17 protein-coding genes are annotated in these 21467 nt (G+C 66.5%); 8 read left to right on the top strand and 9 right to left on the bottom strand.

What is annotated here, in order from left to right; translation table 11 throughout:
• Nucleotides 1-9 precede the first annotated feature (9 nt).
• A complete protein-coding gene (locus QW861_RS04850) occupies nt 10-1236 on the top strand; it encodes an MFS transporter (RefSeq protein ID WP_315749409.1) in 1227 nt (408 codons plus the stop codon).
• Nucleotides 1237-1445: 209 nt separating this feature from the next.
• Here the strand turns inward: QW861_RS04850 and QW861_RS04845 are convergent, their stop codons facing one another.
• From QW861_RS04845 to QW861_RS04825, 5 genes are all read right to left on the bottom strand, one after another.
• Complete coding sequence (locus QW861_RS04845) at nt 1446-2201, bottom strand: SDR family oxidoreductase (RefSeq protein WP_315749410.1); 756 nt, start codon at nt 2199-2201, stop codon at nt 1446-1448.
• Nucleotides 2202-2235: 34 nt separating this feature from the next.
• Nucleotides 2236-2994 carry a peptidase gene (locus tag QW861_RS04840; protein ID WP_315714729.1) on the bottom strand — a complete coding sequence of 253 codons (759 nt, stop codon included), beginning with the start codon at nt 2992-2994 and terminating at the stop codon, nt 2236-2238.
• A 234-nt stretch (nt 2995-3228) separates the two neighbouring features.
• A complete protein-coding gene (locus QW861_RS04835; protein WP_315749412.1) occupies nt 3229-4077 on the bottom strand; it encodes a transglutaminase family protein in 849 nt (282 codons plus the stop codon).
• A gap of 172 nt (nt 4078-4249) precedes the next feature.
• Complete coding sequence (locus QW861_RS04830; protein ID WP_315714727.1) at nt 4250-5194, bottom strand: alpha-E domain-containing protein; 945 nt, start codon at nt 5192-5194, stop codon at nt 4250-4252.
• Between the two features lie 89 nt (nt 5195-5283).
• On the bottom strand, nt 5284-6702 hold the full coding sequence (locus QW861_RS04825; protein ID WP_316192755.1) for a circularly permuted type 2 ATP-grasp protein: 1419 nt from the start codon (nt 6700-6702) through the stop codon (nt 5284-5286).
• Between the two features lie 228 nt (nt 6703-6930).
• Here QW861_RS04825 and QW861_RS04820 point away from each other — a divergent pair, with 228 nt between their 5' ends.
• The 3 genes from QW861_RS04820 to QW861_RS04810 all read left to right on the top strand — a co-directional run bounded on the left by QW861_RS04820 (nt 6931) and on the right by QW861_RS04810 (nt 8956).
• Nucleotides 6931-7668, top strand: a complete 738-nt coding sequence (locus QW861_RS04820) for a competence/damage-inducible protein A (protein WP_315714725.1) — start codon at nt 6931-6933, stop codon at nt 7666-7668.
• 38 nt (nt 7669-7706) lie between these two features.
• The gene (gene gpt, locus QW861_RS04815) at nt 7707-8228 is read left to right on the top strand and encodes a xanthine phosphoribosyltransferase (protein WP_315714724.1); all 522 of its coding nucleotides are present in this window, start codon (nt 7707-7709) and stop codon (nt 8226-8228) included.
• A gap of 104 nt (nt 8229-8332) precedes the next feature.
• Nucleotides 8333-8956 (top strand): hypothetical protein, encoded by a 624-nt coding sequence (locus QW861_RS04810; RefSeq protein ID WP_315826250.1) that lies wholly within the window; start codon nt 8333-8335, stop codon nt 8954-8956.
• 40 nt (nt 8957-8996) lie between these two features.
• On the opposite strand, the gene QW861_RS04805 is transcribed toward QW861_RS04810, so the two are convergent.
• Nucleotides 8997-12203: an autotransporter domain-containing protein gene (locus QW861_RS04805; RefSeq protein ID WP_316192754.1), complete on the bottom strand. Its 3207-nt coding sequence runs from the start codon at nt 12201-12203 to the stop codon at nt 8997-8999.
• Between the two features lie 502 nt (nt 12204-12705).
• Nucleotides 12706-13728, bottom strand: coding sequence for a methionine synthase (locus QW861_RS04800; RefSeq protein WP_315714721.1), 1023 nt, complete (start codon nt 13726-13728; stop codon nt 12706-12708).
• Nucleotides 13729-13865: 137 nt separating this feature from the next.
• On the opposite strand from QW861_RS04800, the gene QW861_RS04795 reads away from it, so the two are divergent.
• From QW861_RS04795 to QW861_RS04780, 4 genes are all read left to right on the top strand, one after another.
• Nucleotides 13866-14570 (top strand): glutathione binding-like protein, encoded by a 705-nt coding sequence (locus QW861_RS04795; RefSeq protein ID WP_316192753.1) that lies wholly within the window; start codon nt 13866-13868, stop codon nt 14568-14570.
• A gap of 223 nt (nt 14571-14793) precedes the next feature.
• Entirely contained in the window at nt 14794-15399 is a 606-nt protein-coding gene (locus tag QW861_RS04790; protein WP_315749422.1) for a 2-hydroxychromene-2-carboxylate isomerase, read from the top strand.
• Nucleotides 15399-16376 carry an NADPH:quinone oxidoreductase family protein gene (locus QW861_RS04785; RefSeq protein WP_315749423.1) on the top strand — a complete coding sequence of 326 codons (978 nt, stop codon included), beginning with the start codon at nt 15399-15401 and terminating at the stop codon, nt 16374-16376. The genes QW861_RS04790 and QW861_RS04785 overlap by 1 nt, the downstream gene beginning before the upstream one ends.
• 92 nt (nt 16377-16468) lie before the next feature.
• A complete protein-coding gene (locus QW861_RS04780; protein ID WP_315749424.1) occupies nt 16469-18508 on the top strand; it encodes a methyl-accepting chemotaxis protein in 2040 nt (679 codons plus the stop codon).
• A gap of 195 nt (nt 18509-18703) precedes the next feature.
• Here QW861_RS04780 and QW861_RS04775 read toward each other — a convergent pair whose 3' ends face one another.
• Both QW861_RS04775 and QW861_RS04770 read right to left on the bottom strand, forming a co-directional pair.
• A complete protein-coding gene (locus QW861_RS04775; RefSeq protein WP_315714716.1) occupies nt 18704-19594 on the bottom strand; it encodes a crotonase/enoyl-CoA hydratase family protein in 891 nt (296 codons plus the stop codon).
• Between the two features lie 410 nt (nt 19595-20004).
• Nucleotides 20005-21426 (bottom strand): amidase, encoded by a 1422-nt coding sequence (locus tag QW861_RS04770; protein WP_315749425.1) that lies wholly within the window; start codon nt 21424-21426, stop codon nt 20005-20007.
• Nucleotides 21427-21467: the final 41 nt, after the last annotated feature.

Below are 21467 nucleotides of genomic sequence, written 5' to 3'. Positions count from 1 at the left end.
GGCGCCATCATGTCGTCCACCGTCCCGATCGGCGCGCGCGATCTCTTGAAGCAAAGCGCGTTCCTGTTCTTCCTGTCGTCCCGCAGCCTGTCGCGCTTTGCGAGCCAGATCGCGGCGGTGGCGATCGGCTGGCAGATCTACGATCTGACCGGGCGCGCCTTCGATCTCGGCATGGTCGGGCTGATCCAGTTCCTGCCAACGGCACTGCTGGTGTTCGTCGCCGGCAGCGCCGCCGACCGATTCCAGCGCAAGCGCGTCGTGCAGCTCTGTCAGCTCGTCGAGGCGCTGACGGCGCTCTATCTGTGCTGGGGCGCTTACGCCGGTCAGCTCGGCGAATTCCAGCTGTTCGCGGCCGTCTTCGTGCTCGGCATTGCCGGCGCCTTCGAAAGTCCGGCCACGGCGGCGCTGCTGCCGCTGATCGCGCCGTCCGGCACCTTGCAGCGGGCCAGCGCGCTGTCCAGCGGTGCAGCGCAGCTCGCGACCATCGCGGGGCCTGCGATCGGCGGCTTCGCCTATGCGGTCGCGCCCGGTGTGCCCTACGGCATCATGATGCTGTTCTGGATCGGAGGCATGGCCCTGACCGGCCTGATGCAGGTGCCTGATGACGTGCCGGCCGAGCGGCTCGAGGGCAGCAAGGACGATCTGTTCGCCGGCGTCCGCTTCATCCGCGCCAATCCGGCGATCCTCGGCACCATCTCGCTCGATCTGTTCGCGGTGCTGCTCGGCGGCGTCACTGCGCTGCTGCCGATCTACGCGCGCGATATTCTCGACACCGGGCCGTTCGGGCTCGGCGTGCTGCGCGCCGCGCCAGCGGTCGGCGCGCTGGCGATGACGGCGGTGCTGGCGCGCTACACCATTCGGCGGCGCGTCGGCCTGCGCATGTTCCAGGCGGTCATCGTGTTCGGTGCGGCGACGGTCGTGTTCGCCGTCTCGCATGTGATGTGGATCTCGGTCGCTGCGCTCGCCGTTCTCGGCGCCGCCGACACCGTCAGCGTCGTGATCCGCTTTTCTCTCGTTCAGCTCGCCACGCCCAACGAGATGCGCGGTCGCGTCGGCGCGGTGAACTTCCTGTTCATCAACGCCTCCAACCAGCTCGGCCAGTTCGAGAGCGGCGTCACCGCCGCGCTGCTAGGGGCCATGCCCGCCGCCATCCTCGGCGGCGTCGGCACCATCGCGATCGCGCTGGCGTGGATGAAGCTGTTTCCCGAGCTGCGGAAGGTGGAGCGGTTGGAGTAGGGCGAGCCGGCCGCGCTCTCTCCGTCATTCCGGGGCATCGCGCAGCGATGAGGCCGGAATCCATCACCGTGAGACGTCGTGTGACGAAGATAAATGCCACATCCATCTCGCGCCACACCACCGCGTGTGGCTATGGATTCCGGGCTCGCGCTTCGCGCGCCCCGGAATGACGAGTGGAGAGAGCAGGGAGCGGGATCTGAAAGAAGTGATCACCCCCGTCCGACGAACGGCATCTTCGTCGCCATCACCGTGATGAACAGGACGTTGGCGTCGAGCGGCAGGCCGGCCATGTAGGCGACGGCGTCGCCGACCGCCTTCACGTCCATGCGGGGCTCCGGCATCATGCGGCCGTCGGGCTGCAGCACGCCGCCGACCATGCGCTCGGTCATCGGCGTCTCGGCGTTGCCGATGTCGATCTGGCCGACCGCGATGTCATAGGCGCGGCCGTCGAGGTTCGACGCTTTCGTCAGACCCGTGATCGCGTGCTTCGTCGAGGTGTAGGGCGAGGAGAACGGCCGCGGCGCGTGCGCCGAGATCGAGCCGTTGTTGATGATGCGGCCGCCGCGCGGCGATTGATCCTTCATGATGCGGAAGGCGTGCTGCGTGCACAGGAACGGCGCCGTGAGGTTGGTCGCCACCACCGACTGCCATTGCTGCAGGGTGAGGTCCTCGAATGGCACCGGTGGCGCGCCCATGCCGGCATTGTTGAACAGCACGTCGAGCCGGCCGTAGGTCGACTTCACGGTGTCGAACAGCGCCGCGATCGAGGCGGGGTCCATCATATCGGCGGAGACGGGGAGGCTCATGCCGGCTGGGCCGAGCTTGGCGGTCTCCTCCAGCATCTCCTTGCGGCGACCGGCCAGCACCACGGTGAAGCCGGAGTTCATCAACGCGAGCGATGCGGCGCGGCCGACCCCCGTGCCTGCGCCTGTCACCAGCGCGATCTTCTTTGCCGCTTCAGCCATGTTTCCTCACCTTCAGTTCAAGTGTTTTGCAGTTTCAGTGTTTTGACTCGCTCTGAGTCTTATAGGGCGGCCTTGGAATGTTGTTATGCGCAGCGCGCAGGGCCGCCGACCAGCGCGAACGGAGATCGTGGAAATAGGGCTCGCCGGCCTCGATGCGATGATTGAGGTCGGCCTCGCAGGCCTCCGCGCGCACGACCAGCACGTCGATCGGCAGGCCGACGCCGAGATTGGAGCGCATCGTCGAGTCCATCGAGATCAGGCCCGTCTTCAGCGCCTCGTAGAGCTCGACGTCGTAATGCATGGCGCGGTCGAGCACCGGCTTGCCGTATTTGTGCTCGCCGATCTGCAAGTACGGCGTGTCGGTGGTGCATTCGATGAAGTTGCCGGCGGTGTAGACCATGAACAGCCGCATCCGCGAGCCCTTGATCTGGCCGCCGAACAGGAACGAGACGTCGAACGAGATGTCTTCGGCCTTCAGCGCCGGGCCTTCGGTGGCGTGCACCATGCGGATCGCCTTGCCGATGCGCTGTGCGGCCTGAAACATCGTCGGCGCGTTCATCAGGGTCTCGACCTCGCCGGTGTCGGGGTCTTCCATCCCTTCGGTCAAGGTCGATAGGACGGACTGGCTGATGGCGAGATTGCCGGCGCTGGCGACCGCCACGATGCGCTCGCCCGGATTGGAGAAGATGTGCAGCTTGCGGAAGGTCGAGACGTTGTCGAGACCGGCATTGGTTCGGGTGTCCGCGATCATGACGAGGCCGTCACGCACCAGAATTCCGCAGCAATAGGTCATCTCAGTCCCCTCGAGCCATTGCGCGAATTACTAGCGAAAATCGGCCTCCCGTCCACCCCCGCCAATGTCGAAGCCGGAATGAGCGGTCGCTCCACAAAAGGTCGTCATTCCGGGGCGGAGCGAAGCGACGAGCCCGGAATCCATCCCTCCGTGCATTCTGCCGCCCGATGGATTCCGGGCACGCGCTTCGCGCGCCCCGGAACGACACCATGGCTGGAGCGCGCGTTCCAGAATTCAGGACTGCCGCTGCGACTGGGATTGCGACGGACCGCCGCGGCCGACCTGCTCGACCTTCACTTTCACGGTGAGCGTCTCGGTGCCGCCGCCATAGCGTGTGCCGCGCACCGGCGCCGCGCCGAGATAATCGAGTCCGATCGCGACCCGGACATGAGCGTCGGTGGTGCAGATGCAGTTGGCGGCGTCGAAACCGACCCAGCCGAGATCCGGTACATAGGCTTCCGCCCAGGCATGGCCGGCCTCCTGGTGCACTGCACCATCGGAACGCAGGAAGTGGCCGGATACGAAACGCGCGGGAATGCCGGCGGCGCGCGCGCAGGCGATGAAGATATGCGCATAGTCCTGGCAGACGCCGCGCTTCAGCACGAAGGCTTCCGCCGCCGAGGTGCCGCTGTGGGTCGGATCCTCGTCGAAGGTCATGTGCTCGTAGACCTGCATCATCAGCGTGTGCAGGAGGCCGAGTACGTCGCTCTCCGACTCCGCGCGCAGATCGCGCACGACGGCGGCCATGGCCGCATTTGCGGCCGTGAGCGGCGTCTGCCGGAGGAAGAAGCTGGGTGGGAAGCGTTCGTCCGCTCCCTTCAGCACGCCGCCGGTGTCGTGGGTCTCGACCAGTCCTTCGGCGGTGATCGTGAGGTCCTCGAGCGCGCCATGCGTGATCACGTGGGTGACGTTGCCGAATGCGTCCTCGTGCATGTCGAGGCGGGAATCGGTCGACACGTCGATCTGCCACTCCGCCACATATTGGCCGTCATTGCTGCCGGGCGTCATGCGGATGATCTGGATCGCGCCGGTCGCCGCCGGCTCGTAGCGGTAGGTGGTGGAATGGGAGATACGCAGGCGCATGGCGGTCGACCAGTCTTCGTCAGATGTGCTGTCCGCGGTAGCTCGTTTCACCTCTCCCTGAAAGGGGGAAGGAGGATCCGTCGGGCGGAGGGCAGGGGGCCGGGTGCCGGACGTGGTCTCGCAGTCACAGTCCGACGGCCGCCCATCGCCGTATTCGCCGCGCTCCAGGCGCTCAGATCAGATACTGCTTGGTGATGATCTCTCCGAGCCGTGAATTGTCGGCGATGAACTCCTGGATGAACTCGTGCACGCCGCGCTGGAAAATGTCGTCCATGTTGGAGTGGTCGAGCCGGTTGCGGACGCCGCGGGCATGGCGCTGCGCCGCCCCCTGGCGGCCATAGGCGACGCCAATCTGGTCGAGATTGCGGACGAGGTTGCCGTAGCAGCTCGCCAGCGAGCGCGGCAGCGTGTCGTTGAGGATCAGCAGGTCCGCGATCAGCCAGGGCTTCAGCGTCTCGCGATAGACCCAGTGATAGGCCGTGAGCGCCGAGACCGAACGCAGGATCGAGGTCCACTGATAATAGTCCAGCGGGCCGCCGACATGCTCCTCCTCGGGCAGTAACACGTGATATTTGACGTCGAGGATGCGGGCGGTGTTGTCGGCGCGCTCCAGATGCAGCCCGAGCCGCGAGAACCAGTAGGCGTCGTTGCGCAGCATGGTCCGGTAGGCCGAGCCGTCGAAGCGCAGCGAGGTTTCCTGCACGAAGCGCAGGAAGCGCGCCAGCTCCTCGCGCGTCTTGGTGCCCTTGCTCCAGACCTCCTGGAGCTCGATCCAGGAGCCGTTGAGGGTGTCCCACATCTCCGACGTCAGCGCCGTCCGCACCGAGCGGGCGTTGAGGCGGGCGGCCTCGATGCAGTTCTTGATCGAGGACGGGTTCGACTGGTTGAACGAGAGATATTCGACGACGTTCTGCTCGTTGGCCTCGGAGTAATGCTCGTAGAAGCTGACATTGACGCCGGCGGTCATCAGCGCCGATTCCCACTCATTGGTCTTGCCGATATAGGCCGCGGGAAGCGCCGTGACGCGCAGGGTGGCGTCGATGGTGCGGGCGAGGTACTCGGCGCGCTCGACGTAGCGGGCCAGCCAGTACAGGTTTTCGGCGGTGCGCGACAGCATGGGCAATCTATGAGGTGCGATGTGAACCCGCCCCTGCGACGGGGAAGGCATGCACGGGAACGAAGCGCGTAAAGCGAGGGCGGCGAGGCTTACTCATCCAGCACCCATGTGTCCTTGGTGCCGCCGCCCTGGCTGGAATTCACCACCAGCGAGCCTTCCTTCAGCGCCACGCGGGTGAGGCCGCCCGGCACGATGGTGGTGCGGTCGCGTCCGGTGAGCACGAACGGGCGCAGGTCGACATGGCGCGGCGCCAGCCCTGACGTGACGCAGGTCGGGCAGGTCGAGAGCGCCAGCGTCGGCTGCGCGATGAAGCCCTCCGGCTCGCGCTTCAGCTTGTCGCGGAACGCCTCGATGGTCGCCTTGGTCGCGGCCGGGCCGATCAGCATGCCGTAGCCGCCCGAGCCGTGCACCTCCTTGACGACGAGCTCGCCGAGATGGTCGAGCACGTAGGACAGATCCTGCGGCTCGCGGCAGCGCCAGGTCTCCACGTTCTTCAGGATCGGCTCCTCGCCGAGATAGAACTTCACGACATCGGGCATGTAGGAGTAGATCGCCTTGTCGTCGGCGATGCCGGTGCCGACCGCGTTGGCGAGCGTCACGTTGCCGGCGACATAGGCCGACATCAGGCCGGGCACGCCGAGCGCCGAGTCCGGGCGGAAGGTGAGGGGGTCGAGGAAGTCGTCGTCGACGCGGCGGTAGATCACGTCGACCCGCTTCAGCCCCTCGGTGGTGCGCATGAACACCTCGTCGTTCTTGACGATGAGGTCGCGGCCCTCGACCAGCTCGATGCCGAGCTTGTCGGCCAGGAACGAGTGCTCGTAATAGGCGGAGTTGTAGATGCCCGGTGTCATCAGCGCCACCGTCGGCTCGGCCGAGGCGCTGAGCGGCGCCACCGAGCGCAACGCCGATAGCAATTCGTCCGGATAGCGCTCGACCGGCGCGACGCGGTGGCGCGCGAACAGGTCCGGAAACAGCCGCATCATGATCTCGCGGTTTTCCAGCATGTAGGACACGCCCGACGGCGTGCGCGCGTTGTCCTCGAGCACGATGAAGTCGTTGGCGTCGACGCGGACGATGTCGATGCCGGCGATATGGACGTAGACGTCGTGCGGCACGTCCTGGCCGTTCATCTCCGGGCGGAACACCGGGTTCTGGAAGATCAAGTCATCCGGGATGACGTTGGCGCGCAGGATGTCCCGGCCATGATAGATGTCGCGCAGGAACATGTTCAGCGCCTTGACGCGCTGCTTCAGTCCCTTCTCCAGCAGGGTCCATTCCTTGCCCGAGAGGATGCGCGGGATGACGTCGAACGGGATCAGCCGCTCCTGCGCCTCCGCCTCGCCGTAGACCGCGAAGGTGATGCCGATTCGCCGGAACAACAGCTCCGCCTCGTGGCGGCGATACTCCAGCGCCTCCGGCGGCGTTTCCTTCAGCCACCGCGACAGCTCCTGATAAGCCTGACGGACCTCGCCGCCCGGCCCGTTCATTTCGTCGAACGCAACTGCCATAGATGCCCGTGTGTCCCAGCCTCGCCATACACTGCATGACTCCTCGGGATGGTAGCAAGGGGCGGGCCAGCGCGATATGCATTCTCCTGCGGCATTTCGTGGGGGGTGCGAAGGCCGTGCCCGAAAAACCGGCTGCGTGGTGCTCAAATCCGCGGCATAGACTGCGACGTTCCGGATGACATTGGCGCCGTGGCGGGCCAAAAGAGACGACAGATGCGAGGAGAAACCATGAGCGAGATCGTCACCGCGGGGTTGCTGGTCATCGGCGACGAGATCCTGTCCGGCCGCACCAAGGACAAGAACATCGGCTTCATCGCCGAATACCTGACCAATCTGGGCATCGACCTCAAGGAGGTCCGGGTGGTCTCGGACGACGAGCCGGACATCATCGCGGCGCTCGATGCGCTGCGGCACCGCTACACCTATGTGTTCACGACCGGCGGCATCGGTCCGACCCATGACGACATCACCGCGGATGCGATCGCCAAGGCGTTCGGCGTCGGCATCGACCACCATCCCGAGGTGGTGGCGCGCTTCCGCGAGCGCTGGAGCGAGCAGGAGCTCAACGAGGCGCGGCTGCGCATGGCGCGCATCCCCGACGGCGCCGAGCTGATCCAGAGCGCCACCATCCTGGCGCCCGGCTTCAAGCTCGGCAACGTCATCGTCATGGCCGGCGTGCCGTCGATCATGCAGGCGATGATGGACATCGTCGCGCCGAAGCTGAAATCGGGCGTGCGCATGCTGTCGGAGACCGTGCGCGCCAATGCCCGCGAGGGCGATATCGGCGGCCCCCTGCGCGAGATCGCCAAGGCGCACCCCGAGACCATCATCGGCAGCTATCCCTTCATCGACGAGGACCAGAAGCCGAACACGCATCTGGTGGTGCGCTCGCGCGACCAGGACAAGCTGTCGGCCGCGATGGCGGCCGTGAAGGAGATGCTCGCCGGGCTGAATGTGACGCGCTAAAGCAGGTGCAGCTTTCGAGAACTCACGGACGAGATGAGATGCCAGACAAGACTTTGAGTGCAGAGGAGCGCGCAGGCCGGGCCTTCCCGGTGTCCTGGGACCAGTTTCATCGCGATTGCCGGGCGCTGACCTGGCGGCTGAACGAGATCGGGCCGTTTCATGCCGTCGTGGCCATCACCCGCGGCGGACTGGTGCCGGCGGCGATCGTGGCGCGCGAGCTTGGCGTGCGCGTCATCGATACGATCTGCATCGCGAGCTATGACCACACCAAGCAGGGCGAGCTGCAGGTCCTGAAGGGCATCTCGGCCGACACGGCGCAACTCGGCGGCGGCACCGGCAAGGGGCTCCTGATCGTCGATGATCTCGTCGATACCGGCAAGACCGGACGCATGGTCCGCGAGATCCTCCCCGACGCCCATTTCGCCACCGTCTACGCCAAGCCGAAGGGCCGGCCGCTGGTCGACACCTTCATCACCGAGGTGTCGCAGGACACCTGGATCTTCTTCCCCTGGGACACCGCGCTGTCGTTCGCGCCGCCGCTGCGCGACGGGGCGGCGTAAGCCCGGAGAGTGGCGAATAGGGAGTAGCGAATAGGGAATTCGGGTGGGCGAGGCGTTCGCTATTCGCTACTCCCCATTCGCTATTCGCCAGCCGAAGGCTCGCCATGCCGCTGCAGAACCGCGTCACGCCGATGGGCGATATCGTCGCCGCGCCGCATCGCGGCCTCTTCACCGGAAATCGCGGCATCATCCACGACCCCGCGACGAAGACGCTGCTGAACCGGCGCTGGTCGAGTCCCGCCTGGCTGGTCTGCCTGTGCGAGTTTCGCGGCAAGCGCCGCAAGGTCATGGCAACGCAAAGCTGGACCGAGCTGTTCTTCCTTGACGAGGCGACCGCGCTCGCCGCCGGTCATCGCCCCTGCTTCTACTGCCGCCGCGACGACGCCAAGAGGTTTCGTGCGGCGTGGGAGGAGGGCAACGGCGTCGGGGCACTGCGCATCTCCGAGATTGATCGCGTGCTCCATCGCGAGCGCCTCGATCGCGGTCGCAAGCGCCTGCATCCGCTGCCGACGCCGCTCGCCGCCTTGCCTGACGGGGCCATGGTGCAGTCAGGCGAGGAGAGCTTTCTGATCCGAAAAGGCAGGGCGCTGCCCTGGTCGGCGGCGGGCTATGACGCGCCACGCGCAGGGATCACCGACGCGTTGCTGTTGACCCCGCCCTCGACGCTGCGCGCGATCAAGGCGGGCTACGCGCCGGTGCTGCATCCGAGCGCGATGACCGTCGGGTGATCGGGGCGCCGTGCGGATGTGCCGCGCGGAGCTCCGCGCGTCACCACGTGTAGCGCACGATGCCCTTGCCGGCGTAGCTGCGGGTCACATCCGAGAACTCGCCCTCGAAGCTCGCGGCGGCCGACCAGCCATTCCGCCACTTCATTTCAGCGGAGACCGTGGTCAGCGCTGAATTCTGCGCCTGCCGCGCGCCGTTGACGACGAAGGATGCGCCCGGAAGGGTCTGGAACGTGGCCCCGGCCGACCGGCTGGGGTTGAAGTCATAGGCCCAGGCGAAGCGGCTGCGCAGCGTGAAAACGCCGTCAGCCAGCGCATAGGCCTTGTCGGTGCGCAGGCCCAGCTCCGACCGCGTATCGGTGACGTTCTGCGATCCAAAGCGCAGCGCGAAGGTATTGGCGCCGGAGACCGCATTCTCCGCATAGCCCGGCAGGCTGAACGTCGTGAACTGCGCCGCGGCGTAGGGCGTGATCCCGAACCCCATCCAGGGCGACACGAAGCGATAGCCGCCCTCGACCCGGCCGGCAAAGGTGTTGGCGTCGAAGTTGGCGCGCAGCTGGTCAACGCCGGCCACGGTCACGGTGCGGTTGGTGGTGATGTTCTGCCAGCCATAGGCCAATGCCGCGGAGATATAGGCCGGGCCGACAGTGTGCCGGACGAAGGCGCCGGCCTGGAACAGGTCGGACCGGCCGCTGCCGCCATTGGCGACGCTGAACGTGGTGCCGCCGCCGGCCATCGAGAACCCGGCGATCGTGGACGGCGAGAAGCGGTAGTCGGCGCCGACGGCCGTGCCGTAGATGTTGCTGGTGGTATTGTTGGACCCGAGCGCGGTGTTGCCATCAGTGGTCTGCGAGCCGCCGAAGCCGGCTGCCCACACGCTCCAGCCCGGCCTGACCACGGGCGCGGCCGGCGCCTTGGTGTAGATCGCGGCCAGCGCGTCGTTCGGATTGCGCTTGGACGCAAAAGCAAGCGTCTCCTCCGCGTAGCCGATCGCGCCGCTGGGCGCAGAGCCCTGGTCGCCGCGGCCGCCGATGAACGGATCGGTCATGACGCCCATGAATTGCGTCATCGCATTGAACGTCGTCTGCTGCGAGCCGGTCGCGGTCTCGCCCGAGATCTGCGTCAGCCCCGCTGGCGTCAGCCCGGTGAAGACGACGGGAATGCTGCCGTTCGTGTTGAAGTAGTTGCTGAGCGCGTTGCTGACGTTCTGCTGGTTGATGTTCCCCGACGAGCTCATCGTCAGATTGAGGAAGGCGTTGTTGGCGTCGTAGCTCAACGTCGCGCTGAAGCCCGCCGGCAGGTTGGTGTTGGTGACGCCGCCGAAGGTGCCGCTGACGCCGCCGGTGGCGGTGAGAATGGTGTATTGCTTGGAGATGTAGCTGCCGTTTGCGAAGGTCGCGGTGACGGCGGCGCCCCCGAGCGTCGCAGTGCCGGTGACGGTGGCGAACGACGCCGTGCTCGGATTCACCTGCACCAGGTATTGCGCGCCCGACTGGAACGCGAGGTTGCCGACGATAGCCATGGAGGACGCCGGGGTGCCGTTGCCCGGCGCGAACGAACCTGAGATCGTCGCGTTGGCGCCGGTGACGGTGCCATCTCCGCTCAGCGTGCCGAACGTCTTGTTGAAGCCGTTGAGATCCAGCGTGGCGCCGGACAGCACGCTGAACACCGTGCTGGCGCCGAACGCGCCGGCCGAGCCCGCGCGCAGCGTACCGGCGTCGACATTGGTCGCGCCGGTGTAGGTGTTGGTGCCCGAGAGCAGCAGGATGCCGCCGCCCGCCTTCACCAGGGTGCCGGCGGAGGCGCCGTCGCCGACGATGCCTTGCAACGTGGTCGTGGTCGCGCCGGCTACGTCGATCGTCGACAGCCCGGCAATCTTGAAGTCGCGGCCGTTGGCGAACGTCGTCGTGCCGGTGACCGCCAAAGTGCCGCCATTGGAAATGATCACGTCGTTGGCGACGTTGCCGAGATTGGCGGTGGCGCCGACCGAGAGCGTGCCGGCGCTGATGTTGACGTTGCCGGTGAACGTATTGGTCGCCGACAGCACCAACGTACCGATGCCGGTCTTGTTGATCGCCGTGTTGACGCCGCCGGTCGTCAGGCCGGTGCCGCCGATGGTGTCGCCATAGGTCACGCTGCCGCCGGACACGCCGATATTGGCCGTCACGCCGCTCAGGAAGATGCCGGCGCCCTGCGCTGCGCCGGCCGCTGCCGAAAACCCGTTGATGGCGCTTGGCCCGATGCCGATGCCGGGGGTGCCGGCGGCGCCACCGGTGACGGTGTTGCCCGAAATCGGCGAGTCGAGAATCGTCAGCGTGCCGCCGGTGGCGACATAGATGGCGCCGCCATTGGCTGCGCCGCCATTGCCGCCGGCGCCGCCGTCGGAGCCGGGCCCAGGCCCGCCCGCGCCGCTGGCATTCGTCGCGCCGTCGCCGCCGGTGCCGCCGTTGCCGCCATTGGCGTTGCCGGTGCCGCCCGGATTGTTGTTGGTGTAGGTGTTGCTGTTGGTGGTGCCTGAGCCGCCGCCGCCACCGCCGCCGTCGCCGAGCGCGGCGCCCGCGGTGCCGGCCGTGCCTTGCGTGCCGGTATGTCCGCCGGTGCCGCCCGCGCCGCCGCCGCCGCTGGCACCGCCGTTGTTCGCGGCACCGCCCGCGCCGCCGTTGCCGCCATTCACCGGGTCGGCCGCCGCATTCTGTGCGCTGCCGCCATTGCCGCCGGCGCCACCGGTGGCGCTGTTGCTGGTGAAGGTCACCGCGGCGATCGTGACGTTGGCGCCGCTGCCGACCAGCAGGCCGCCGCCGGCACCGAGACCGCCACCGCCGCCGCCGCCGGAGCCATAGGCCAGACCGCCGCTATAATAGCCGTTCTGGCCGTTCTGGCCGTTGCCGCCGATCGCGGCCGTGTTGGTGATCGCCAGGCTGGAGATGTTCACGGTCGGCGCGTTGGCACCGTTGACGACGATGCCCTGAAACGAGGAGGCGCCGTTGATCGTCTGGCCGTTGCCGGTGATGTTCACCGTGACGTTGCTGTTGGCGGCCTGCAGTTGCGCAAGCGAGCTCGACAGCGTGAAGCCGCTGGTGATGTTGATGGTGACGGTCGAGTTGGCGCCGGCGGCCGCGACCGCTGCCACCGCCGTATTCCAGTCGGTCTGGTTGGCGACATCGATCGCCAGGGCCTGGGTGCTCAACATGGTGCCCGCAAGAAGAACCGAGAGGGTCAGCCAGCGCCGCGACTTCGGCGCAGCAAACATCGTTCTCGCAAGGCAAGCCATTGCATTCCCCAATAATGAAAGCGGAGGTCAGATACGAACTGGATTAAGCAGCAAAAAATTCACGCCACACTTGTGGCCAAGAAATGAAATGTTAGGACACATACTGTCAAGCGCAGCAAAGACACACAGCGTCGGGAATGTTGTGCGTCTGGTATTTTGCTACCAAGGATAGATTTTCCGCATCCGGCGACCGTGATCGATGATCGCTGCGATCTGCCGCAAAACACAGAGCAGTGCATATGAAAGGCTGACGTGGCCATCGCGGCGGTCGTGCAGGGGCAGCAAAGGCGCGGCCGTGCTGTTGCGGCGAATCGCGCGTGGTGAGGCCGTGCTCACCTCGGATGCGCTCTTACTTTGATTCCAGGCCCGTGTGCGTGTCGCCTCCCGGCGCGATCGCGATTGAGCCAGGGCCCCGAGCGCGATGCCTCGGGGGGCGGCGAGCCGTCGACGCCCTTGCCTCGGGTCTGACCTGACATCTGAGTCAGGCAAACCTTTGCCGTGCCAGCTTTGCGCCGGTGCCGAGCGCCATCAGCTTGGCCTCGGCGATCTCGCGCCGCATCGGCGCCATGCCGCAATTGGTGGTGGCGATGATGTTCTCCTTCGGCACCACCTTCATGACGTCCTCGAGGGTCTTGCAGACGTCCTCGGCGGTCTCGATCGCGTCGCTGGCGACGTCGATGACGCCGGCCTGCACGATCTTGTTCTTGAGCAGGCCGAGCAGCTCGATCGGCACCTTCGAATTGCGGCATTCGACGGCGACCTGCTGGATGGTGCTGGCGTCGATGACCGGGAAGGTCTCCTCATACTGCCGCCACTCGCCGCCCAGCGTCTCCTTCCAGTCGGTGTTGGCCTTGATGCCGTAGCCGTAGCAGATGTGCACGGCAGTCGGGCAGGTCAGCCCTTCGGCGGCGCGCTCCAACGCCTTGATGCCCCAGTCGCGCACCTCGTCCATGTAGACGTTGAAGGCGGGCTCGTCGAACTGGATCATGTCGATGCCGTCGTCGTGCAGCGCCTTGGCCTCCTGGTTCAGCAGCTCGGCGAAGGCGAACGCCATCTTCACACGGTCGCCGTAGTAATTGTCGGCGATGGTGTCGATGATGGTCATCGGTCCGGGCAGCGTGAACTTCAGCGCGCGCGTGGTGTGCGTGCGCGCGATCCGCGCCTCGTCGCCATGGACGCGGCCCTTCAGCGACAGCGGCGCCACCACCTGCGGTACCATCGCCTTGTAGCGGTCCTTGCGGATGCCCATCTCGACCTTGTGGGCGAAGTCGATGCCCTCGACACGTTCCAGGAAACCGTGCACGAAATGCTGGCGCGACTGCTCGCCCTCGGTGAGGATGTCGATGCCGGAATCCTCCTGCAGCTTCAGCGCCAGGATCGTCGCATCGCGCTTGGCACGCGCCAGCTCCTCGCCCTTCGACTTCCACGGAGCCCACAGCACGTTGGGCTCGGCCAGCCATTCCGGCTTCGGCAGCGAGCCTGCGATGGTCGATGGAAACAGCATGGTCGAACTCTCCAGCATAAAGGCGGTCAGGCTTGAGCGCCTGTCTGCCATGGCTTACCCTTCAGGTACAGAAGAACGAAGCCGCCTCGCGTGTTCCGCAGCGCGGCATAATGGTCCGGGGAAGGAATCGTGGAAGGATGATCGATCTCCATTATGCGCCGACGCCGAACGGCTGGAAGATCTCGATCATGCTCGAGGAACTCGGGCTGCCCTATACCGTCATTCCCGTCGACATCCGCGCCGGCGACCAGTTCAAGCCAGAGTTCCTGGCGATCAGCCCGAACAACCGGATTCCCGCGATCGTCGATCACGCGCCGGCCGACGGCGGCGCGCCGTTCCCGGTGTTCGAGACCGGTGCCATCCTGATCTATCTCGCCGACAAGACCGGCCGTTTCCTGCCGCAGGAGACGCGGGCGCGCTCGCGTGTCATCCAATGGGTGATGTGGCAGATGGCCGGACTGGGACCGATGATGGGGCAGCACGGCCATTTCGCGCTCTATGCGGCTAAGAAGATCCCTTACGCGATCCAGCGCTACCGCGACGAGGTCGCACGGCTGTTCCACGTGCTCGACGTGCAGCTCGGCAAGACCGGCGCCTATGTCGCCGGCGACGACTATTCGATCGCGGACATCGCCTGCTTTCCCTGGATGATGACGCATAAGGCCCAGGGATTCACGCTCGACGACTATCCCGACATCCAGCGCTGGTACGCGGACCTGCGCGCGCGGCCCAAGCTGCAGGCGGGGCTGGCGATCGGCAAGTTCGTCAAGGAGCCGTTCAACGAGCAGTCGCGTCATGTGATGTTCGGCGCGCGCGCGAAGGAGATGACGGGGCGGTCGTGAGCGAGCTCCGCGGCATCGCGAGGAGCATGGGGATAAGCCATCCAGACCGTATGTTGCAGCCCCTGGATTGCTTCGTCGCTACGCTCCTCGCAATGACGGAAAGAGTGGTTTGCACCAACTCTCTCCGTCATTGCGAGCGAAGCGAAGCAATCCAGGGCCACGACCACACTCCGGATTTTTGCGCGCGCAAAGGCGAACTTATCAAGACCTTGAGGAAACACACATGATCGAATTCTTCTTCGACTGCTCCAGCCCCTGGACCTATCTCGCCTTCCACAACATCCAACCGCTCGCGCAAGAATTCGGCGTCGACATCGTCTGGCGGCCGATCCTGGTCGGCGGCATCTTCAACACCGTCAATCCCAGCGTCTATGCGCAGCGCGAGAAGCCGGTGCCGGCCAAGGCGGCCTACACGCTGAAGGACCTCGACGACTGGTCCCGCTCGGCCGGGCTCAAGATCAAGATGCCGCCATTGGTGTTTCCGGTGAACAGCGTCAAGGCGATGCGCGGCTGCATCTGGCTGGGCCAGGACATGGTGCCGTTCGCGCGGGCCGTGTTCGAGATCTATTGGGGCGAGGACCAGGACATCTCGCAGGATGCGGTGCTGACCGAGGTGTGCCGGCGCGTCGGCATAGATCCGAAGGCGTTCTTCGATGGGATCGCGCAGCAGGGCATCAAGGACCAGCTGCGCATCAACACCGAGGAGGTCGTCAAGCGCGGCGGCTTCGGCTCGCCGACGATCTTCCTCGACGTGACCGACATGTATTTCGGCAATGATCGCCTGCCGCTGATCCGCGAGGCGCTGGCGCGGGCGAAGGGGCGCGCCTGATGCCGCGTGCGATCGTCTGCCGCGAGCTCGGTCCGCCGGAGACGCTGCGGCTGGAGGCCCTACCGCCGCGCTCACTCGGTGACGGCGAGGTGCGGGTGAAGATCCGCGCTGCCGGCATCAACTTTCCGGACATACTGATGGCGGCCGGCGAGTATCAGCTCAAGCCTGAGCTGCCGTTCACGCCCGGCGTCGAGGCCGCCGGTGACGTCGTCGAAACCGGGGCCGCCGTGACCGGCCGCGCCGTCGGCGACAAGGTGATCGTCCGCATGCGCTTCGGCGCCTATGCGGAGGAGGCGGTGGTTGCGGCCAGCCAGCTCACGCCGCTGCCGTCGACTTTCGACTACGCGGAAGGCGCGACCTATCTCGCCGGCCACGGCACCGCCCATCACGCCCTGGTCGATCGCGGCCAGCTCAAGCCCGGCGAGACGCTGCTGGTGCACGGCGCCGGCGGTGGCGTTGGCCTCGCCGCCGTCGAGATCGGCAAGCTGCTCGGCGCAGCGGTGATCGCGGCGGCGTCGTCGGAGGAGAAACTCGCGGTGGCACGCGCGCGTGGCGCCGATCATCTCATTCTGTATTCACGCGGGCCGTTCCGCGACGCCGTCAAACACATCACCGATGGCCGCGGCGTCGACGTCGTGTTCGATCCCGTCGGCGGCGAGGTGTTCGAGAACAGCGTGCGCTGCATCGCCTGGGGCGCGCGGCTGCTGGTGGTCGGCTTCACCGGCGGCATCGGGCTCGCACGCACCAATCTGATCCTCATGAAGGGCGCAAGCGTGCTCGGCGTTCGCGCCGGCGAGGCGGTGCGGAAGGATCCCGAGCTGGGCGAGCGACGGATGGCTGCACTGCTCGCGTTCGCGGAGCAAGGCAAGCTGCGGCCCAACGTCTCCCACCGCGTGCCGTTCGACAATTACGCATCGGCGATGCGGCTTCTGATCGAGCGCAGGGCCATCGGACGCGTCGCGCTGGTGATGGATTAGTTGGCAGGCGTCTGCCCAAAAATTCGGCGGATGGGGCTGTGTATTTTTTTACCACTGGATTCATAGAGTGATCGGACAGGTCGAGGCCGATCATGTTGAAGACGTCGAAGATACTTCACCGCATAGCCCTGTCTGCATTGCTGCCCATCGTCACACTGGCCGCGTTGGCGGCCTACGAGATTTCCACGAAATGGGCGGTGCGTGTCGAGATGACGCGCATGCAGCCGGCGGCGGACGCCGTCGCCAGGCTCAGCCGCTTCGTTCATGAGCTGCAGCGTGAGCGCGGCATGTCGTCGGCATTTCTGAGCAGCAAGGGCACGCAGATGCGTGCCGAGCTGGATCAGCAGCGCAAGCTGACCGATGGCGAGCGCGCGCACGCGGTTGCCGCGCTGGACGGGCTGCGCCGGAGCGCCGCACTGGCCGAGGCGGCGCAGGCGGGCGAACAGGCGTTGACGCAGCTCGATCGCCGCCGCGGCGACATCGATGCCCAAGCCGTCACGCCGGCGGCAGCGGTCAGCTCGCTCACCGAGATCGTCAGCCGGCTGATCAGCCTGATCAGCGGCATATCGAGGCTCAGCGACGACGACGATATCTCCAAGGCGATCATTGCCTATGGCAATCTGACCGAAGGCAAGGAGCGCGCCGGCCTGGAGCGCGCGGTCGTGGCGGGAGGCCTTGCCGCCGGTCGCTTCGAGCAGGCCGCCTACGCGCGCGCCATAGGGCTGGCTGCGGCGCAGGATAGCTATTTCGCGGGATTTCGCGCCGCCGCCTCGGCGAAAGGACGTGCGGCGTTCGATGCGGCGATGACGGGATCGGCGATCGACGGCGTCGTTGCCATGCGCAAGGTGGTGGAGCAGGGCGGCGTCAGCGGTGATTTCAAAGGGCTTGCGAGCAAGGCCTGGTTCGATGCGGCCACGCTGCGGATCGATCTGCTGAAGCAGGTCGAAGACGCTCTGGCCGTCGAGCTGTCCGAGCTGATGGCCGGCAAGCAGGCCGCGGCCACGGCCAGCCTCGCCGCCGTCGGCGCGCTGCTGCTGGTCGCCTTGGCGCTGAGCCTCGCGATCGTCGTTGCGCTGGCGCGCAGCATCACCAGGCCGATCAACGCCCTTGCCGATACGATGACGCGGCTGGCGAAGGGCGATGTGAGCACTGCAATCGACGCGGTCGATCGGCGCGACGAGGTCGGCCTGATGGCGAGGGCAGTGCAGGTCTTCAAGGAGAACATGATCCATGGCGCCGAGCTCGCTGCCAGGGATGCGGAGGCGATGAGCCAGCGCGCCGAAAAAGCCAAGCGCGTCGGCGAACTGACCGACCGTTTCAGCGGTGACATCGCGGCCGTGATCGACAGCGTGATCTCAGCCTCGGCACAGCTCGAATCGACGGCCGCCGTGATGAATCGGACGGCGAGCCGGACCTGCAGTGAAGCGAGCAGCGTTGCGCAGGCGACCGAGGCCGCGTCGAGCAACATGCAGACGATGGCCGCTGCGACGGACCAGCTGTCGAGCTCGGTCGCGGGCATCGGCGGTCAGGTGACGCAGTCGGCCGACATGGCGCAGAAGGCGGCCGCGGAGGGGCAGAGGACCAACGAGACCGTGCAGGGCCTTTCCAGCATGGCCGAGCGGATCGGCGACATCGTGCGGCTGATCAGCGACATTGCCGGCCAGACCAATCTTCTCGCGCTCAATGCGACCATCGAGGCCGCGCGGGCGGGTGAAGCCGGCCGCGGCTTTGCCGTCGTCGCCGGCGAGGTGAAGCTGCTCGCCGAGCAGACCGCCAAGGCGACCGGCGAGATCCGCGCGCAGATCTCCGGAATGCAGGAGGTGTCGAGCGAGGCCGTCCGGGCCATCCGCGGCATCACCACGACCATCGGCGAGCTGAACGAGATCGCGTCGTCGATCGCGAATGCCGTCGAGGAGCAGGGCGCGGCGACGCGCGAGATGGCGCGGAACGTCCAGCACGCAGCCAAGGGGACCGACGAAATTTCGCAGAACATCCAGCAGGTCACGGCCGCCGCAAACGAATCCGGCGCCACCGCCAGCCAGGTGCTCGGGGCGTCGGCGGAGCTGCTGCGTCAGTCCGAGAGCATGCGCCGCCATGTCGACGACTTCATTCGCGGCATCAAGGCGGCGTGAGCGATCGCACGCGATGTGATTGGCGCGGTGATTGGCTGCCGGGGTTGATTGCGATCCTGGTGCTGCTGATGGAGTCGTTGCAGTTGCCGCCCACGCGGCGTCGTCCCGGCCTTGAGCCAGGACCCATACCGCGCCATCTATCGCGTGGCGCTCTGGACGCCGTTCTTTGCCAAATGGTGTCCTGGGGCCGTGGCGCTACTTATACTCCCGCTCATCCCACCACGGGAAATAGTCGGGCATATCGGCCGTCACCGTGTTCTTGAATTGCGCAGGGCGCTTCTCCAGGAACGACACCACGCCTTCCTTGACGTCGTCGGAGCGGCCGCGCGCGTAGATGCCGCGGCTGTCGACCTTGTGCGCCTCCATCGGATCGTCGGCGCCCATCATGCGCCACATCATCTGGCGGATCAGCGCGATCGACACCGGCGCGGTCTTGTCGGCGATCTCGCGGGCCAGCGCACGGGCGGTGGGCAGCAGATCATCCGGCGGCACGACCTTGCTGACGAGGCGGCCGGCGAGCGCCTCCTGCGCCGGAAACACGCGGCCGGTGTAGCACCATTCCAGCGCTTGCGAGATGCCGACGATGCGCGGCAGGAACCAGCTCGACGCCGCCTCCGGCACGATGCCGCGCTGGGAGAACACGAAGCCGAACCGCGCCGCGTCAGAGGCGATGCGGATGTCCATCGCGAGCTGCATGGTGACGCCGATGCCGACGGCGGGGCCGTTGACCGCGGCGATGACCGGCTTCAACGACTTGAAGATGCGCAAGGTGACCTGGCCACCGCCATCGCGCACCTGCGGATCGGAATAGTCGACGCGGCCATCGGCGTGGCGCTTCACCGGTCCGCGCTTGGCATCGCGATCGAACGTGTCGGCCCCGGAGGAGAGGTCAGCACCCGCGCAGAACGCGCGGCCCGATCCGGTGACGATGATCGCCCTGACGCCGTCGTCCTTGTCGGCGCGATCGAAGGCGTCGATCAGCTCCTCCATCATGGTGCCGGTGAAGGCGTTGAGCTTCTCCGGCCGGTTCAGCGTGATGGTGAGGATCTTGTCGGCGACGTCGTAGAGGATGGTCTGATAGGCCATTGGCGCTTCCTGATGTTGTCGTGGCGCTTATTAGTTGTTTGCTCGTGCCACAATCTCCGCCGTCATTCCGGGATGCGCCCTCTTGGGCGCAGGCCCGGAATCCATAACCACCATCGTGAGTATGGATTCCGGGCTCGTGCTTCGCACGCCCCGGAATGACGACGACTGGGATCGACGATAGGGAGTACAATAGTTCAGCGAGAGGCCGCGTCAAATCGTGCCGACATTCCGCATGGCGGGCAAAGAGCCGCGCTTTTCATTGGTCTCCCAGCACGCGATCCGGCAGCGATGTGGCCCACGCTCTTTCCCCGTCATTGCGAGCGCAAGCGAAGCAATCCAGAGTCGTGGGCGGGACTCTGGATTGCTTCGCTTCGCTCGCAATGACGGAGGAAGGAGTGGGGTGACGCGAATCAGGAGGCCGGCGGTATCGGCCATGGCCGCTGCTCGCCGCGTAATCCCTCGAACGTCTTGGCCATCCCGAGTACGCCGACATCATCGAAGCGGCGGCCGACGATCTGCAGGCCGATCGGGAAGCCGTCGGGGTCGTAGCCGGCATTGACGGAGATTGCCGGGTTCTCCGACATGTTCCAGGGCACGGTGTAGGTGATGTGCTCGAACGGCCTCTCGGGATCGTTGACCGGCGAGGCGAGCTCGGCGGGGAATTTCACGCCGGGCGAGACTGGCGAGATGATGTAGTCGTAGTCGCAGAACAGTCTTGCCGCGGCGGCGCGTAGCGCCATCGTGACGTTGAAGCCTCTGACGACTTCGACGCCGGAGAGCGCGGCGCCGCGTTCGGCCCAGCGCAGGATGTAGGGCAGGGTCTTCGCGCGCACCTCGGGCGCCAGCCGCGCCAGATCGTCCCACAGCCGTGCACGCCAGAAATTGTCGAGACCGTCGAGCATCTCGCGCGTCAGGAAGCCCTTGACCTCGCTGATCACGGCGCCGGCGTCCTCGAACGCTTTCGCCGCAGCCAGGGTCGTCGCGCGCACAGGCTCCTCCAGTGGCTGGCCGACGCCGCCGAGATCGAGCATCAGGCCGATGCGCAGCTTGCGCACCGGCTTCTCCGTGACCTTCCAGTGCAGGTCCGACGGCGGCAGGCTGGTGCCGTCGCGGCGGTCGGGCTTGGACAGCACGCTCATCATCAGCGCGGCATCGTCGACGATGCGCGTCATCGGACCGGCGACGCGGCCGACATAAGGCGGGTCGATCGGCACGCGGCCGAAGCTCGGCTTCAATCCGACGAGGCCGCACCACGACGCGGGCAGCCGGATCGAGCCGCCGATGTCGGTGCCGACATGCAGCGGACCGTAGCCCGCGGCGGCTGCGGCACCCGCACCGGCGCTCGAACCGCCGGGGTTCATGCGGAGATCCCATGGATTGCGCGTCAGCGGATGGAAGCTCGACAGGCCGGACGACAGCATGCCGTAATCGGGCATCGTGGTCTTGGCGAAGATGATCGCGCCGGCCTCGCGCAGCCGCGCCACCGGCGGCGCATCGGCGGCGAGCGGCGTGCGCGTGACGCTGGCTGCGCCGAGCGGCATCGGCTGACCCTTGGTGGCGAGATTGTCCTTCACCGTCGCCGGTACGCCGTCGAGCACGCCGGCCGGCTCGTCATTGGCCCAGCGCGCGGTCGACGCCTCGGCCGCGGCCCGCGCGGCGTCGGCGTCGAGCAGATACAGCGCCTTGATGTGCGGCTCCCACGCCGCCACGTGCGCCAGGACCTCGTCCATCACCTCGGACGGCGAGAACTGGCGCGCGCGATAGCCGGCGATCAGGTCGACGGCGGAGAGATCGTGAAGCGAGGTGACGTCATCCGAGACGGGCTTGTGCATGCTGGTACTCCCACGCCGAAGTTCATCTCGATCTGCCGCCC

Source organism: Bradyrhizobium sp. SZCCHNRI1029, from assembly GCF_032487555.1.
GTDB lineage: Bacteria > Pseudomonadota > Alphaproteobacteria > Rhizobiales > Xanthobacteraceae > Bradyrhizobium.
Note: the sequence above shows the minus strand (reverse complement) of the source record. Positions and strands in the feature narration are given on the sequence as shown.